This window comes from Mixta gaviniae (assembly GCF_002953195.1).
GTDB classification, from domain to species: Bacteria; Pseudomonadota; Gammaproteobacteria; order Enterobacterales; family Enterobacteriaceae; genus Mixta; species Mixta gaviniae.
The window spans coordinates 4,265,969-4,280,239 of record NZ_CP026377.1 but is presented as its reverse complement, the minus strand read 5'-3'; the positions used below and the strand labels follow the sequence as shown (position 1 = coordinate 4,280,239).

Here is a 14,271-nt window from a genome sequence, read left to right as displayed (position 1 = left end):
AGCGCGTGTGGCCCCCGTGGCGGCATGCGAAACAGAATTTGCCTGGCGGCGAGAGCGCGGTGGTCCCACCTGACCCCATGCCGAACTCAGAAGTGAAACGCCGCAGCGCCGATGGTAGTGTGGGGCCTCCCCATGCGAGAGTAGGGAACTGCCAGGCATCAAATCAACGACGGAGCCTCAGCGAAAGCTGGGGCTTTTTCGTATACGCGGTTTACGTAATTCATCCCTGTCAGGTAAAAAAGAGCCGAAGCGTCGGTTCCGATCCTCCAGAATGCCTTTTTTCGCTATCGCAGCCCGATGCTGATCCGCTTATTCCCCCGTTGGCGCGCTTCTCTTACGCTTGTTTTCTACCGTTACCTCTCCTGACGTTCCTCTTCCCGCTTAGGATTTACTCGCCCGTACCGTTTTCTTCCCGATTTTCTCAGGTAGTTGCCAAATTCTGGTCCCTTTTTAACGCTTTCAAGTGCATTCTTGTCCGTTGGATTTCCCTCTTCTGCCCCAGTTACTTTACTGAAGCAATGCTCTGATACGGTGTTTTTTCACGCGGTCGCGCGGCTTTGACGCAGGTTTTATCGCATCATTTTCTTCAGCTTTAGCTAAGATCAACCAAGAAAAAGGCATTCCCCCCTTCCGTCGCGCAAAATAACGGCTCGAATCGCGGATTTCTCGTACCGTTCCCGGGGTCAAATCCGCGCTTTTTAACGCACGCCGATAATATTTTCTTCCCGCGATACCAATCAGGTAAACTGGCCGCAGTTAACCGGAAATAGGCCGTTTCATGTCCAGCCCTGAATACTCACTGAAAACCCTGCATACCTTCGCCATTGATACCGCCGCGCACAAAGTGGTGATAGCGGAAAGTCCGCAACAGATCGTTGCCGCCTGGCAAGAATGCCAGCAGCGGAATTTGCCCTTCTTGCTGCTTGGCGAAGGAAGCAATGTGTTGTTCCTGGAAGCCTATAACGGCATTGTGGTCATCAACCGCATCAAAGGCATCACCGTAAGCGAAGACGACCATGTATGGCGCCTGCGCGTGGGGGCAGGGGAGAACTGGCATGCGCTGGTAACCTTTACCCTGCAGCAGGGGATCGGCGGACTGGAAAATCTGGCATTGATCCCAGGCTGCGTTGGATCTGCGCCGATCCAGAATATCGGCGCCTATGGCGTAGAAATGAAGGATGTGTGCGAGTGGGTTGATGTGCTGGATCTCAACAGCGGCAACGTCACGCGCCTGACGGCGGCGCAGTGCCAGTTCGGTTACCGTGACAGCATCTTTAAACATCAGCTGCAGCATGGCCATGCCATTGTAGCAGTCGGCTTTATTCTGCCAAAGCAGTGGCAACCGGTGATGAGCTATGGCGATTTAACGCGTCTTGATCCGGCGACCGTAACGCCGCAGCAGATTTTCGATGCGGTGTGCCATATGCGGCGCAGTAAGCTGCCCGATCCCGCCTTAACCGGCAATGCTGGCAGCTTCTTTAAGAACCCGGTTGTCAGCGCAGAGCAGGCTGCTTCGCTGCTGGCGGCTTTCCCACAGGCCCCACATTATCCGCAAAGCAGCGGCGAGGTTAAGCTGGCTGCCGGCTGGCTTATCGATCAATGCCAGCTGAAAGGCTATCGAATCGGAGGCGCTGCGGTACATCAGCAGCAGGCGCTGGTGCTAATCAACCTTGAACAGGCTACTGCAGAGGATGTGGTGGCGTTGGCGCATGCCATTCGGCAGCGCGTCGGTGAAAAATTTAATGTCTGGCTGGAGCCGGAGGTGCGATTTATCGGTGCCGAAGGCGAAGAAGATGCCGTTGAGGTCATAGCATGAAAGATAACAGCGTGCCGTTAAAGTTGGTTGCTATCCTGGCGGATGGCGAGTTCCATTCAGGCGAGCAGATAGGCGAGCAGCTCGGCATGAGCCGCGCCGCTATTAATAAGCATATCCAGACGCTGAAAGAGTGGGGACTGGATGTCTTTACCGTGACGGGCAAAGGGTACTGTCTGCCGGCGCCGATTGAGTTGCTGGATGAAGAGAAAATCACTCCCACCCTGGAACAGCCGGGTGTATCTGTTATTCCGGTTATCGATTCAACCAACCAATACTTGCTTGCGCGGATGAATACGCTACAAACCGGGGATGCCTGCGTCGCCGAGTATCAGCAGGCGGGTCGCGGCCGTCGTGGACGCCAGTGGTTTTCTCCCTTTGGCGCTAACCTCTATCTTTCCATGTACTGGCGCCTCGACCAGGGGCCGGCAGCGGCAATGGGTCTTAGCCTGGTTATCGGGATTGTCATTGCAGAGGTACTGCAGCAGCTTGGCGCCGAAAAGGTAAGGGTCAAGTGGCCGAATGATCTCTATCTGAACGATCGTAAGTTAGCCGGTATCCTGGTGGAAATGACGGGAAAAACGGGCGACGCGGCACAAATCGTGTTTGGCGCGGGCATTAACCTGGCAATGCGATCGCCGGATGCGAACATCGTGAATCAGGGCTGGATCAACCTGCAGGAAGCGGGGATCGCTATTAACCGTAACCAGCTTGTCGGCGTCCTGGTGAATCAGCTGAGACGCAGCCTGAAAGAGTTTGAGCGTGAGGGGCTGGCGCCGTTTGTATCACGCTGGCAGCGTCTGGATAACTTCATTAACCGACCGGTGAAGCTGCTGATTGGCGATCGTGAGGTGTTGGGCATTGCGCGCGGCATTGATCCGCAGGGCGGGCTGCTGCTGGAACAGGATGGCGTTACTAAAGCCTGGGTAGGCGGAGAGATATCTTTGCGGCCTCAGGGCTGATTCCCTTGCCGATAGTGCCTCTTCTGGCGGCGTGCCTGCGCCAGAAGCGGCACCCATTTTCTACTTACGTAATTTCACTTTCTCTACCGCATGATTAGCGCTTTTGCTCAAAATCAGGCTGGCGCGCTCCCGCGTAGGCAGAATATTTTCTTTCAGGTTACGCCAGTTAATTTCCCGCCAGAGCTGAGTGGCGATATTCACAGCCTCTTCTTCGGCGAGCTGGGCGTAATGATGAAAATAGGAATCGGGATCGGTAAACGCCCCTTTACGGAATTTGAGGAAGCGATTGATATACCAATGCTCCAGCAGATCTTCAGGCGCATCCACATATATAGAAAAATCGACGAAATCGGAAACAAACACGTGATGCGGATCGTGCGGATAATCCATACCGCTTTGCAGCACGTTCAGCCCTTCAAGGATCAGAATATCGGGCTGCTCAACAACTTTATCGCCATCGGGATGACATCATAAATGAGGTGCGAGTAGACCGGCGCCGTCACTTCTGTCGCGCCTGATTTCAGATCGGCGACGAAATTCACCAGGCGGTGCATATCGTAAGATTCCGGGAAGCCCTTTTTCTTCATCAGGCCGCGCTCTTTTAACACGGCGTTAGGGTGAAGAAAGCCATCGGTAGTAATCAGCTCGACGCGGCGATGTTCCGGCCAGCGGCTCAGCAAAGCCTGCAATACGCGCGCGGTGGTGCTTTTCCCTACCGCTACGCTTCCGGCAATGCTGATGATATAAGGGATTTTTTGCCCATCGGTGCCTAAAAACTGCTCCAGCACCGCCTGACGACGCAAATTTGAATTGATATAGAAATTCAACAGACGAGACAGCGGTAAATAGATCTCAGCAACTTCTTCCAGTGAAAGATCTTCGTTAATGCCTTTCAGGCGCGCAATCTCATCCTCTGATAATGTCATCGGCACAGAATCACGCAACGCAGCCCATTGTTGGCGACTGAATGTCAGGTACGGGGTGGTAAACGAGGACTCTTTATTACTCATAAGCATGCTTCTGCCAGCAAATATTTACCGAACGGCGACAGGGGAGCATAGCTTATCCGCCTTCCTGTGCCCTGAAGGTAATTTCAGAAAACAATGCGCAGGAGGTTAACACCAGTAAAGGGAAAAAAAGAAGGAAAAAGATAGATTGGCAAATGCAATCGGAAGGATCCCGGCTGTTTTGCGTATTGTGATAAAAGTTAAATAAAGAAAAGCAGAGAGCAGAGATCGCGCCTCAGAAACGATAAGCGCTTGATCCGCTGCGCTTACTCAAGAAACGCGCGTTACGAGCAGACAGGTCAAAAGTGATGGAGATCACAGCTTACACTTTTCATCCCGTTAGCTTCAGCGGCCGTTTGCGCCAGGTCTCTTTCATTAGCCTCCGCAGGCCAGACTATCGCTATTCATTTTGACGATAACAGGCCGATGCACAGAGCTGCAGCCTGTTTTACGGCCAGCGATAACCGGCAAGGGCGGTTGTTTTTTCTTCAAAAAAGGGTGATTTTGCGAAGAATTGCACAAATAGTAATCGATAGAACATTTATCGCAATTTTTTTGTTGCATACCTCAGCCGCTCTTCCTAGAATGCGCCTCACTTGATGCCGGCTTAGCTCAGTAGGTAGAGCAACTGACTTGTAATCAGTAGGTCACCAGTTCGATTCCGGTAGCCGGCACCATCAAGTATCAGGTGGGATTCCCGAGCGGCCAAAGGGAGCAGACTGTAAATCTGCCGTCACAGACTTCGAAGGTTCGAATCCTTCTCCCACCACCATATTCAGACTGAGCTCAAGCACAGTCGGAGTCAGCAAGCAACGCAGGTTGGCTCGAAGCTCGAATAATAAGCCTCCTTACCTTATTATTCATATGCTACAGAAAGAACAGGTAGCCGAGTTCCAGGTTGCGGGCATCGTATAATGGCTATTACCTCAGCCTTCCAAGCTGATGATGCGGGTTCGATTCCCGCTGCCCGCTCCAGATGTGCTGATATGGCTCAGTTGGTAGAGCGCACCCTTGGTAAGGGTGAGGTCCCCAGTTCGACTCTGGGTATCAGCACCACTTCTTCATCTCCCTCCCTGATTCTTCCTGTACAAAAAAATACAACAGCACAGGCTATGCCTGGTTGATGTGGTGATATCACCGATTTAACCGTGTCTTAGAGGGACAATCGATGTCTAAAGAAAAATTTGAACGTTCAAAACCGCACGTCAACGTCGGTACTATCGGCCACGTTGACCACGGTAAAACTACCCTGACTGCAGCTATCACCACCGTACTGGCTAAAACCTACGGCGGCGCCGCTCGCGCATTCGATCAGATCGATAACGCGCCGGAAGAGAAGGCTCGTGGTATCACCATCAACACCTCTCACGTTGAGTATGACACCCCGTCTCGCCACTACGCGCACGTAGACTGCCCGGGCCACGCCGACTATGTGAAAAACATGATCACCGGTGCGGCTCAGATGGACGGCGCTATCCTGGTTGTTGCTGCGACTGACGGCCCGATGCCGCAGACCCGTGAGCACATCCTGCTGGGTCGTCAGGTTGGCGTTCCGTACATCATCGTGTTCCTGAACAAGTGCGACATGGTTGATGACGAAGAGCTGCTGGAACTGGTTGAGATGGAAGTACGTGACCTGCTGTCACAGTACGACTTCCCGGGCGACGACACGCCGATCGTTCGCGGTTCCGCGCTGAAAGCGCTGGAAGGCGAAGCTGAGTGGGAAGCGAAAATCATCGAGCTGGCGGGTCACCTGGATACTTACATCCCGGAACCTGAGCGCGCGATTGACAAGCCGTTCCTGCTGCCGATCGAAGACGTATTCTCTATCTCCGGCCGTGGTACCGTTGTGACCGGTCGTGTAGAGCGCGGTATCATCAAAGTGGGTGAAGAAGTGGAAATCGTGGGTATCAAAGATACTGCGAAATCTACCTGTACCGGCGTTGAAATGTTCCGCAAACTGCTGGACGAAGGTCGTGCTGGTGAGAACGTGGGCGTTCTGCTGCGTGGTATCAAGCGTGAAGAGATCGAGCGTGGCCAGGTTCTGGCTAAGCCGGGCTCCATCAAGCCGCACACCAAATTCGAATCTGAAGTCTACATCCTGTCCAAAGATGAAGGCGGCCGTCACACTCCGTTCTTCAAAGGCTACCGTCCGCAGTTCTACTTCCGTACGACTGACGTAACGGGCACCATCGAACTGCCGGAAGGCGTTGAGATGGTAATGCCGGGCGACAACATCAAAATGGTTGTTACCCTGATCCACCCGATCGCGATGGACGACGGTCTGCGTTTCGCAATCCGCGAAGGCGGCCGTACCGTTGGTGCAGGCGTTGTTGCTAAAGTTCTGGGCTAATCGCCGATAACATTTGACGCAACGTACAAGAAGAGGGCATCATTTGATGCCCTTTTTATACGCTGTAACATAGAACCTGGCTCATCAGTGATTCTTTGCTCATAATCATTGCTGAGACAGGCTCTGTAGCACGGCGTAATCGACCGAGTTACGCCTCAACAGCTGCATTCGGTTTGGCTGCCTCGCATGCGCGGGGCAAAATTGTTTCTGATTTATGTGGCAGGTTGGTTTATGAGTGCTAATACCGAAGCTCAAGGAAGCGGGCGCGGCCTGGAAGCGATAAAGTGGGTAGTCGTCGCCATTTTGCTGATCGTGGCAATCGTAGGTAACTTCTACTATCGCGAAGTGACCTTACCGCTGCGCGCATTGGCTGTTGTCATTCTGATCGCGGCAGCAGGCGGCATTGCGCTGCTGACGACGAAAGGTAAAGCAACGATGGCTTTCGCTCGCGAAGCCAGAACCGAAGTGCGCAAAGTCATTTGGCCTACGCGTCAGGAAACGCTGCATACCACGTTAATCGTTGCCGCGGTCACCGCCGTGATGTCACTGATTTTGTGGGGGCTGGATGGTATTCTGGTCCGTCTGGTATCGTTTATCACTGGCCTGAGGTTCTGAGATGTCTGAAGCTCCAAAAAAGCGCTGGTACGTCGTTCAGGCGTTTTCCGGTTTTGAGGCACGCGTAGCACAGTCGCTGCGTGAGCATATCAAATTGCACAACATGGAAGAGTTGTTTGGCGACGTCATGGTCCCTACTGAAGAAGTAGTGGAAATCCGTGGCGGCCAGCGTCGCAAAAGCGAACGCAAATTCTTCCCCGGCTACGTGCTGGTGCAAATGGTTATGAACGACGCGAGCTGGCACCTGGTGCGCAGCGTTCCGCGCGTAATGGGATTCATTGGCGGTACGTCCGATCGCCCGGCACCGATTAGCGACAAAGAAGTCGATGCGATCATGAACCGCCTGCAGCAGGTTGGCGACAAGCCGCGTCCGAAAACGCTGTTTGAACCGGGCGAAATGGTCCGCGTCAACGATGGTCCGTTTGCCGACTTTAACGGCGTCGTGGAAGAAGTGGATTATGAGAAGAGCCGCCTGAAGGTTTCTGTCTCTATCTTCGGCCGCGCAACACCGGTTGAGCTGGATTTCGGCCAGGTCGAAAAAGGCTAAATTACCCCTCTCGGTTTTTCCGATTAAGGGTTGCAGAAGGCGCGAAATTGCCCTACAATTTCGCGCCTTTTGTTTTTATGCGCCACAGCGGCGCGTGAAAGTTTAATCACGGGAAGCCTTCATAAGGCGTTATACCCAACAGAGGAAATATCATGGCTAAGAAAGTACAAGCCTATGTCAAGCTGCAGGTTGCAGCTGGTATGGCTAACCCAAGCCCGCCAGTAGGCCCGGCTCTGGGCCAGCAGGGCGTTAACATCATGGAATTCTGTAAAGCGTTCAACGCGAAAACCGACAGCCTGGAAAAAGGTCTGCCGATTCCTGTTGTTATCACCGTTTATTCTGACCGTTCTTTCACCTTCGTTACCAAAACGCCTCCGGCAGCTGTACTGCTGAAGAAAGCGGCGGGTATCAAGTCTGGTTCCGGCAAGCCGAACAAAGACAAAGTCGGTAAAGTAACCCGTGCTCAGGTACGTGAAATCGCAGAAACCAAAGCTGCGGACATGACTGGTTCCGACGTAGAAGCGATGACTCGCTCTATCGAAGGTACTGCTCGTTCCATGGGCCTGGTAGTGGAGGATTAAGAGATGGCTAAGCTGACCAAGCGCATGCGCGTGATCCGTGACAAAGTTGATTCTACCAAACAGTACGACATCAACGAAGCTGTTGCTCTGCTGAAAGAACTGGCTACCGCTAAGTTTGTAGAAAGCGTTGATGTTGCCGTTAACCTCGGCATCGACGCACGTAAATCCGATCAGAACGTACGTGGCGCAACTGTGCTGCCGCACGGTACTGGCCGCTCTGTACGCGTTGCTGTGTTTGCGCAGGGCGCGAACGCTGAAGCTGCTAAAGCAGCTGGCGCTGAGCTGGTAGGTATGGAAGATCTGGCCGATCAGATCAAAAAAGGCGAAATGAACTTTGACGTGGTTATCGCATCTCCGGATGCTATGCGCGTTGTTGGCCAGCTGGGTCAGGTTCTGGGCCCGCGCGGCCTGATGCCGAACCCGAAAGTGGGTACGGTAACGCCGAACGTTGCTGAAGCGGTTAAAAACGCTAAAGCAGGCCAGGTTCGCTACCGCAATGACAAAAACGGCATCATCCATACCACTATCGGTAAGGTTGATTTCGACGCTGACAAACTGAAAGAAAACCTGGAAGCTCTGCTGGTTGCGCTGAAAAAAGCGAAACCGACTCAGGCGAAAGGCGTGTACATCAAGAAAGTTAGCCTGTCTACCACCATGGGCGCTGGCGTTGCCATCGACCAGGCTGGTCTGACTGCAGTGGCGAATTAATAATCGCTTTACGCGGGCGAAAGTTTCCTCTAGAATCTTACGCCCGTTGTTCTGTTAAACAGAACGCCCGCCTCAACCCTTACCGATAGCGGTGATGCCGAATCAGAAGGGGAGGGCGGAAAGATTTTCGGTTGGAGCCTGGCCTTATCCAGGCCTCCGTCCAAGACCGCAGGTGTTTCGTAAGAAACTTAATCGTCCTGCGTAGACGGTGACAGAGCCTGAAGAATATTTTTTCTTTTCTGGATTCTGCTCACCGTGTTTTAGCGCTTACCTTCTTTCCGGTCGGTAAGTGAAGTGAGTTCCGGAGGAATTTTTCCTCCGGCTAAAATCCAGGAGCAAAAGCTAATGGCATTAAATCTTCAAGACAAACAAGCGATTGTTGCTGAAGTCAGCGAAGTAGCCAAAGGCGCGCTGTCTGCGGTGGTTGCGGATTCTCGTGGCGTTACCGTAGATAAAATGACTGAACTGCGTAAAGCAGGTCGTGAAGCTGGCGTTTACATGCGTGTTGTTCGTAACACCCTGCTGCGCCGCGTCGTTGAAGGTACTCAGTTCGAGTGCCTGAAAGACACGTTTGTTGGTCCGACCCTGATTGCATACTCTATGGAACACCCGGGCGCTGCTGCTCGTCTGTTCAAAGAGTTCGCGAAAGCGAATGCAAAATTCGAGGTCAAAGCTGCAGCCTTTGAAGGTGAGCTGATCCCGGCGGCACAAATTGACCGTCTGGCAACGCTGCCGACTTACGAAGAAGCACTGGCACGTCTGATGTCGACCATGAAAGAAGCCGCTGCAGGCAAACTGGTCCGCACTCTGGCTGCCGTACGCGATGCGAAAGAAGCCGCTTAAGGCCTTCCTTTACAGCGCACTTTTACGTACACACTATTTTCTGATTCTTAGGAACAATTGTCATGTCTATCACTAAAGATCAAATTCTGGAAGCAGTAGCCGCTATGTCCGTAATGGAAGTAGTTGAGCTGGTTTCCGCTATGGAAGAAAAATTCGGCGTTTCTGCTGCTGCCGCTGTAGCTGTTGCTGCTGGCCCGGCTGAAGCTGTTGAAGAAAAAACTGAGTTCGACGTAGTCCTGAAAGCTGTTGGCGCTAACAAAGTTGCTGTGATCAAAGCAGTACGTGGCGCAACTGGCCTGGGCCTGAAAGAAGCGAAAGATCTGGTTGAGTCTGCACCGGCTGCGCTGAAAGAAGGCATCAGCAAAGACGACGCTGAAGCTCTGAAAAAATCACTGGAAGAAGCTGGCGCTGAAGTTGAAGTTAAATAAGCCAACCTTCCAGGTTGCAGCCTGATATTTTAGGCTGATGGCTGGTGACTTTTTGGTCACCAGCCTTTTTGCGCTACAGGGCCTCAATGGGGTTTCGCACTGTTTGTCCATTGAGCGTCTTCAATATCTTTTTCTATCGACGCCTTAATATACTGCTTCCCTGCAGGGTTCCCTGCCCATGCAACAGCAATGAAATGATTTAAGAGTGATAGAAAGACGTATTGCGGAAGGTGTCCCGCACTTTCCGAGAAACAAAATCGTGTTGCATGAACTGTCCTTCAGGACGGACAGAGTGGGTCGACTTGTCAGCTAGCTGAGGAACCCTATGGTTTACTCCTATACCGAGAAAAAACGCATTCGTAAGGATTTTGGCAAACGTCCACAGGTTCTGGACGTACCCTATCTCCTTTCTATCCAGCTTGACTCGTTCCAGAAGTTTATCGAGCAAGATCCGGAAGGCCAATACGGTCTGGAAGCTGCATTCCGTTCCGTATTCCCAATCCAGAGCTATAGCGGCAACTCTGAGCTGCAGTATGTCAGCTACCGCTTAGGCGAACCTGTATTTGATGTTAAAGAATGTCAGATCCGTGGCGTGACGTATTCTGCTCCGCTGCGCGTTAAGCTGCGTCTGGTGATCTACGAGCGCGAAGCGCCGGAAGGCACCGTTAAAGACATCAAAGAACAAGAAGTATACATGGGCGAAATTCCGCTCATGACCGAAAACGGTACCTTTGTTATCAACGGTACTGAAAGGGTTATCGTTTCTCAGCTGCACCGTAGTCCTGGCGTATTCTTTGACAGCGATAAGGGTAAAACCCACTCTTCGGGTAAAGTGCTGTATAACGCACGCATCATCCCTTACCGTGGTTCATGGCTCGACTTCGAGTTTGACCCGAAAGACAACCTGTTCGTCCGTATTGACCGTCGCCGTAAACTGCCGGCCAGTATCATTCTGCGCGCGCTGAATTACACCTCTGAGCAGATCCTCGATCTGTTCTTCGAAAAAGTGGTGTTCGAAATTCGCGACAACAAGCTGCAGATGGAGCTGGTGCCTGAGCGTCTGCGTGGCGAAACCGCCTCTTTCGATATCGAATCGAACGGTACGGTCTACGTTGAGAAAGGCCGTCGCATCACCGCGCGTCATATTCGTCAGCTTGAAAAAGATGGCATCCAGCACATCGAAGTGCCGGTTGAATACATCGCAGGTAAAGTGGTCGCGAAAGACTACGTTGACGAAGGCACCGGCGAGCTGATCGTGAGCGCGAACATGGAGCTGTCGCTGGATCTGCTGGCGAAGCTGAGCCAGGCGGGTCACAAGCGTATCGAAACGCTGTTCACCAACGACCTGGATCACGGCCCGTATATCTCCGAAACGCTGCGTGTTGACCCAACCAACGATCGCCTGAGCGCGCTGGTTGAGATCTATCGCATGATGCGTCCGGGCGAGCCGCCGACACGTGAAGCTGCGGAAAACCTGTTCGAGAACCTGTTCTTCTCCGAAGACCGTTACGATCTTTCTGCGGTAGGCCGCATGAAGTTCAACCGTTCTCTCGGCCGCGACGAGATCGAAGGTTCCGGTATCCTGAGCAAAGACGACATCATCGAAGTGATGAAGAAGCTCATCGGTATCCGTAACGGTAGAGGCGAAGTGGACGATATCGACCACCTCGGCAACCGTCGTATCCGTTCCGTCGGCGAAATGGCGGAAAACCAGTTCCGTGTTGGCCTGGTGCGCGTAGAGCGTGCGGTGAAAGAGCGTCTGTCACTGGGCGATCTCGATACGCTGATGCCGCAGGATATGATCAACGCCAAGCCGATCTCCGCGGCGGTGAAAGAGTTCTTCGGTTCCAGCCAGCTGTCTCAGTTTATGGACCAGAACAACCCGCTGTCCGAGATTACGCACAAGCGTCGTATTTCCGCGCTTGGCCCAGGCGGTCTGACCCGTGAACGCGCCGGCTTCGAAGTGCGAGACGTACACCCGACCCACTACGGTCGCGTATGTCCTATCGAAACGCCGGAAGGTCCGAACATCGGTCTGATCAACTCCCTCTCCGTGTATGCGCAGACCAACGAATACGGTTTCCTGGAAACCCCGTATCGTCGCGTTATCGACGGCGTGGTGAGTGATGAAATTCATTACCTCTCTGCCATTGAAGAGGGTAACTACGTTATCGCTCAGGCGAACGCCCAGCTTGATGAAAACGGCGGCTTTGTTGACGATCTGGTCACCTGCCGTAGCAAAGGCGAATCGAGCCTGTTCAGCCGCGACCAGGTTGACTACATGGACGTTTCCACCCAGCAGGTGGTTTCCGTCGGTGCGTCCCTGATCCCGTTCCTGGAACACGATGATGCTAACCGCGCCCTGATGGGTGCGAACATGCAACGTCAGGCGGTTCCGACTCTGCGCGCTGATAAGCCGCTGGTTGGTACCGGTATGGAGCGCGCGGTAGCGGTTGACTCCGGCGTAACCGCCGTAGCCAAGCGTGGCGGTACCGTACAGTATGTTGATGCGTCCCGTATCGTTATCAAAGTTAACGAAGACGAGATGTACCCGGGCGAAGCCGGCATCGACATCTATAACCTGACTAAATATACCCGTTCTAACCAGAACACCTGCATCAACCAGATGCCGTGCGTTTCTCTGGGCGAACCGGTAGAGCGCGGCGACGTGCTGGCTGACGGCCCATCCACCGACCTCGGTGAGCTGGCGCTGGGTCAGAACATGCGCGTGGCGTTCATGCCGTGGAACGGCTACAACTTCGAAGACTCCATTCTGGTCTCCGAGCGCGTAGTACAGGAAGATCGCTTCACCACCATCCACATTCAGGAACTGGCGTGCGTGTCTCGTGACACCAAGCTGGGGCCGGAAGAGATCACTGCCGACATCCCGAACGTGGGTGAAGCTGCGCTCTCCAAACTGGATGAATCCGGTATCGTTTATATCGGTGCGGAAGTGACCGGCGGCGACATTCTGGTGGGTAAGGTGACGCCGAAAGGTGAAACCCAGCTGACGCCGGAAGAGAAACTGCTGCGCGCGATCTTCGGTGAGAAAGCGTCTGACGTTAAAGACTCTTCTCTGCGCGTACCGAATGGCGTTTCCGGCACCGTTATCGACGTGCAGGTCTTTACCCGCGATGGCGTGGAAAAAGACAAGCGCGCGCTGGAAATCGAAGAGATGCAGCTGAAGCAGGCGAAAAAAGACCTGACGGAAGAACTGCAGATCCTCGAAGCCGGTCTGTTCGCACGTATCCATGCAGTGCTGGTTTCCGGCGGCGTGGAAGCGGAAAAACTGGACAAGCTGCCGCGCGAGCGCTGGCTGGAGCTGGGCCTGACCGACGAAGCGAAGCAGAATCAGCTGGAGCAGCTGGCCGAGCAGTACGACGAGCTGAAGCACGAGTTTGAGAAGAAACTTGAAGCTAAGCGCCGCAAAATCACCCAGGGCGACGATCTGGCACCGGGCGTGCTGAAAATCGTTAAAGTCTATCTGGCCGTTAAACGTCAGATTCAGCCGGGTGACAAGATGGCTGGTCGTCACGGGAACAAAGGTGTTATCTCCAAGATCAACCCGATCGAAGATATGCCTTACGATGAGAACGGCACGCCGGTCGACATCGTACTGAACCCGCTGGGCGTACCGTCTCGTATGAACATCGGTCAGATTCTGGAAACCCACCTGGGCATGGCGGCGAAAGGCATTGGTGACAAGATCAATGCGATGCTGAAGAAGCAGGAAGAAGTCGCCAAACTGCGTGAGTTTATCCAGCGTGCTTACGATCTGGGCGCCGACGTACGTCAGCGTGTCGATCTGAACACCTTCTCTGACGATGAAGTGCTGCGTCTGGCTGAGAACCTGAAAAAAGGTATGCCGATCGCAACGCCGGTGTTTGATGGCGCGAAAGAAAGCGAAATCAAAGAGCTGCTGCAGCTTGGCGATCTGCCGACTTCCGGTCAGATCACCCTGTTCGACGGCCGTACTGGCGAGCAGTTCGAGCGTCCGGTTACCGTAGGCTACATGTACATGCTGAAGCTCAACCACTTGGTTGATGACAAGATGCACGCACGTTCTACCGGCTCTTACAGCCTGGTTACCCAGCAGCCGCTGGGTGGTAAGGCGCAGTTCGGTGGTCAGCGCTTCGGTGAGATGGAAGTGTGGGCGCTGGAAGCATACGGCGCAGCCTACACGCTGCAGGAAATGCTCACCGTTAAGTCTGATGACGTTAACGGTCGTACCAAGATGTATAAAAACATCGTGGACGGCAACCATCAGATGGAGCCAGGCATGCCGGAATCCTTCAACGTACTGTTGAAAGAGATCCGCTCGCTGGGCATCAACATCGAGCTGGAAGACGAGTAATACCCCCTCAGGGTAGCATTCGCATCTGTACTGGTTACAAGGGAGTCCGGGCTTGCCCGG

The 14,271-nt window shown here is 53.5% G+C and carries 10 protein-coding genes, 4 tRNA genes, 1 rRNA gene and 1 pseudogene; 15 read left to right on the top strand and 1 reads right to left on the bottom strand.

Translation table 11 applies throughout. From position 1 onward, the window contains the following. The first annotated feature begins 41 nt into the window (after window positions 1-41). The 3 genes from rrf to birA all read left to right on the top strand — a co-directional run bounded on the left by rrf (window position 42) and on the right by birA (window position 2,775). A 5S ribosomal RNA gene (rrf, locus tag C2E15_RS20030) occupies window positions 42-157 on the top strand. A 621-nt stretch (window positions 158-778) separates the two neighbouring features. Next, complete coding sequence (gene murB, locus C2E15_RS20025) at window positions 779-1,816, top strand: UDP-N-acetylmuramate dehydrogenase (RefSeq protein ID WP_104958838.1); 1,038 nt, start codon at window positions 779-781, stop codon at window positions 1,814-1,816. After that, the gene (birA, locus tag C2E15_RS20020) at window positions 1,813-2,775 is read left to right on the top strand and encodes a bifunctional biotin--[acetyl-CoA-carboxylase] ligase/biotin operon repressor BirA (RefSeq protein WP_104958837.1); all 963 of its coding nucleotides are present in this window, start codon (window positions 1,813-1,815) and stop codon (window positions 2,773-2,775) included. Before murB ends, birA begins: the two co-directional genes overlap by 4 nt. A 60-nt stretch (window positions 2,776-2,835) precedes the next feature. Here the strand turns inward: birA and coaA are convergent. After that, window positions 2,836-3,785: pseudogene (coaA, locus tag C2E15_RS20015) on the bottom strand (type I pantothenate kinase). Window positions 3,786-4,383: 598 nt separating this feature from the next. Here coaA and C2E15_RS20010 point away from each other — a divergent pair. From C2E15_RS20010 to rpoB, 12 genes are all read left to right on the top strand, one after another. Continuing rightward, window positions 4,384-4,459, top strand: a tRNA-Thr gene (locus C2E15_RS20010). A 10-nt stretch (window positions 4,460-4,469) separates the two neighbouring features. Beyond that, window positions 4,470-4,554, top strand: a tRNA-Tyr gene (locus C2E15_RS20005). Window positions 4,555-4,682: 128 nt separating this feature from the next. Next, window positions 4,683-4,757 (top strand) — tRNA-Gly (locus tag C2E15_RS20000). Between the two features lie 5 nt (window positions 4,758-4,762). Continuing rightward, window positions 4,763-4,838: transfer RNA gene (locus C2E15_RS19995), tRNA-Thr, on the top strand. Between the two features lie 112 nt (window positions 4,839-4,950). Beyond that, the gene (tuf, locus tag C2E15_RS19990; protein WP_104958836.1) at window positions 4,951-6,135 is read left to right on the top strand and encodes an elongation factor Tu; all 1,185 of its coding nucleotides are present in this window, start codon (window positions 4,951-4,953) and stop codon (window positions 6,133-6,135) included. A 231-nt stretch (window positions 6,136-6,366) separates the two neighbouring features. After that, entirely contained in the window at window positions 6,367-6,750 is a 384-nt protein-coding gene (secE, locus tag C2E15_RS19985) for a preprotein translocase subunit SecE (protein ID WP_104958835.1), read from the top strand. A gap of 1 nt (window position 6,751) precedes the next feature. Continuing rightward, on the top strand, window positions 6,752-7,297 hold the full coding sequence (nusG, locus tag C2E15_RS19980; RefSeq protein ID WP_038629789.1) for a transcription termination/antitermination protein NusG: 546 nt from the start codon (window positions 6,752-6,754) through the stop codon (window positions 7,295-7,297). A gap of 152 nt (window positions 7,298-7,449) precedes the next feature. Continuing rightward, entirely contained in the window at window positions 7,450-7,878 is a 429-nt protein-coding gene (gene rplK / locus C2E15_RS19975) for a 50S ribosomal protein L11 (protein WP_038629790.1), read from the top strand. A 3-nt stretch (window positions 7,879-7,881) separates the two neighbouring features. Continuing rightward, window positions 7,882-8,586, top strand: coding sequence for a 50S ribosomal protein L1 (gene rplA / locus C2E15_RS19970; RefSeq protein ID WP_104958834.1), 705 nt, complete (start codon window positions 7,882-7,884; stop codon window positions 8,584-8,586). 345 nt (window positions 8,587-8,931) lie between these two features. Further along, entirely contained in the window at window positions 8,932-9,429 is a 498-nt protein-coding gene (gene rplJ / locus C2E15_RS19965) for a 50S ribosomal protein L10 (protein ID WP_012772934.1), read from the top strand. Between the two features lie 62 nt (window positions 9,430-9,491). After that, the gene (gene rplL / locus C2E15_RS19960) at window positions 9,492-9,857 is read left to right on the top strand and encodes a 50S ribosomal protein L7/L12 (protein WP_038629792.1); all 366 of its coding nucleotides are present in this window, start codon (window positions 9,492-9,494) and stop codon (window positions 9,855-9,857) included. A 325-nt stretch (window positions 9,858-10,182) separates the two neighbouring features. Then, window positions 10,183-14,211, top strand: a complete 4,029-nt coding sequence (gene rpoB, locus C2E15_RS19955; protein WP_104958833.1) for a DNA-directed RNA polymerase subunit beta — start codon at window positions 10,183-10,185, stop codon at window positions 14,209-14,211. The last annotated feature ends 60 nt before the right edge of the window (window positions 14,212-14,271 follow it).

Bases quoted from the DNA above. Each gene is read 5' to 3' on its own strand.
- murB (WP_104958838.1), top strand. From the start codon at position 779: ATGTCCAGCCCTGAATACTCACTGAAAACCCTGCATACCTTCGCCATT.
- birA (WP_104958837.1), top strand. From the start codon at position 1,813: ATGAAAGATAACAGCGTGCCGTTAAAGTTGGTTGCTATCCTGGCGGAT.
- tuf (WP_104958836.1), top strand. From the start codon at position 4,951: ATGTCTAAAGAAAAATTTGAACGTTCAAAACCGCACGTCAACGTCGGT.
- secE (WP_104958835.1), top strand. From the start codon at position 6,367: ATGAGTGCTAATACCGAAGCTCAAGGAAGCGGGCGCGGCCTGGAAGCG.
- nusG (WP_038629789.1), top strand. From the start codon at position 6,752: ATGTCTGAAGCTCCAAAAAAGCGCTGGTACGTCGTTCAGGCGTTTTCC.
- rplK (WP_038629790.1), top strand. From the start codon at position 7,450: ATGGCTAAGAAAGTACAAGCCTATGTCAAGCTGCAGGTTGCAGCTGGT.
- rplA (WP_104958834.1), top strand. From the start codon at position 7,882: ATGGCTAAGCTGACCAAGCGCATGCGCGTGATCCGTGACAAAGTTGAT.
- rplJ (WP_012772934.1), top strand. From the start codon at position 8,932: ATGGCATTAAATCTTCAAGACAAACAAGCGATTGTTGCTGAAGTCAGC.
- rplL (WP_038629792.1), top strand. From the start codon at position 9,492: ATGTCTATCACTAAAGATCAAATTCTGGAAGCAGTAGCCGCTATGTCC.
- rpoB (WP_104958833.1), top strand. From the start codon at position 10,183: ATGGTTTACTCCTATACCGAGAAAAAACGCATTCGTAAGGATTTTGGC.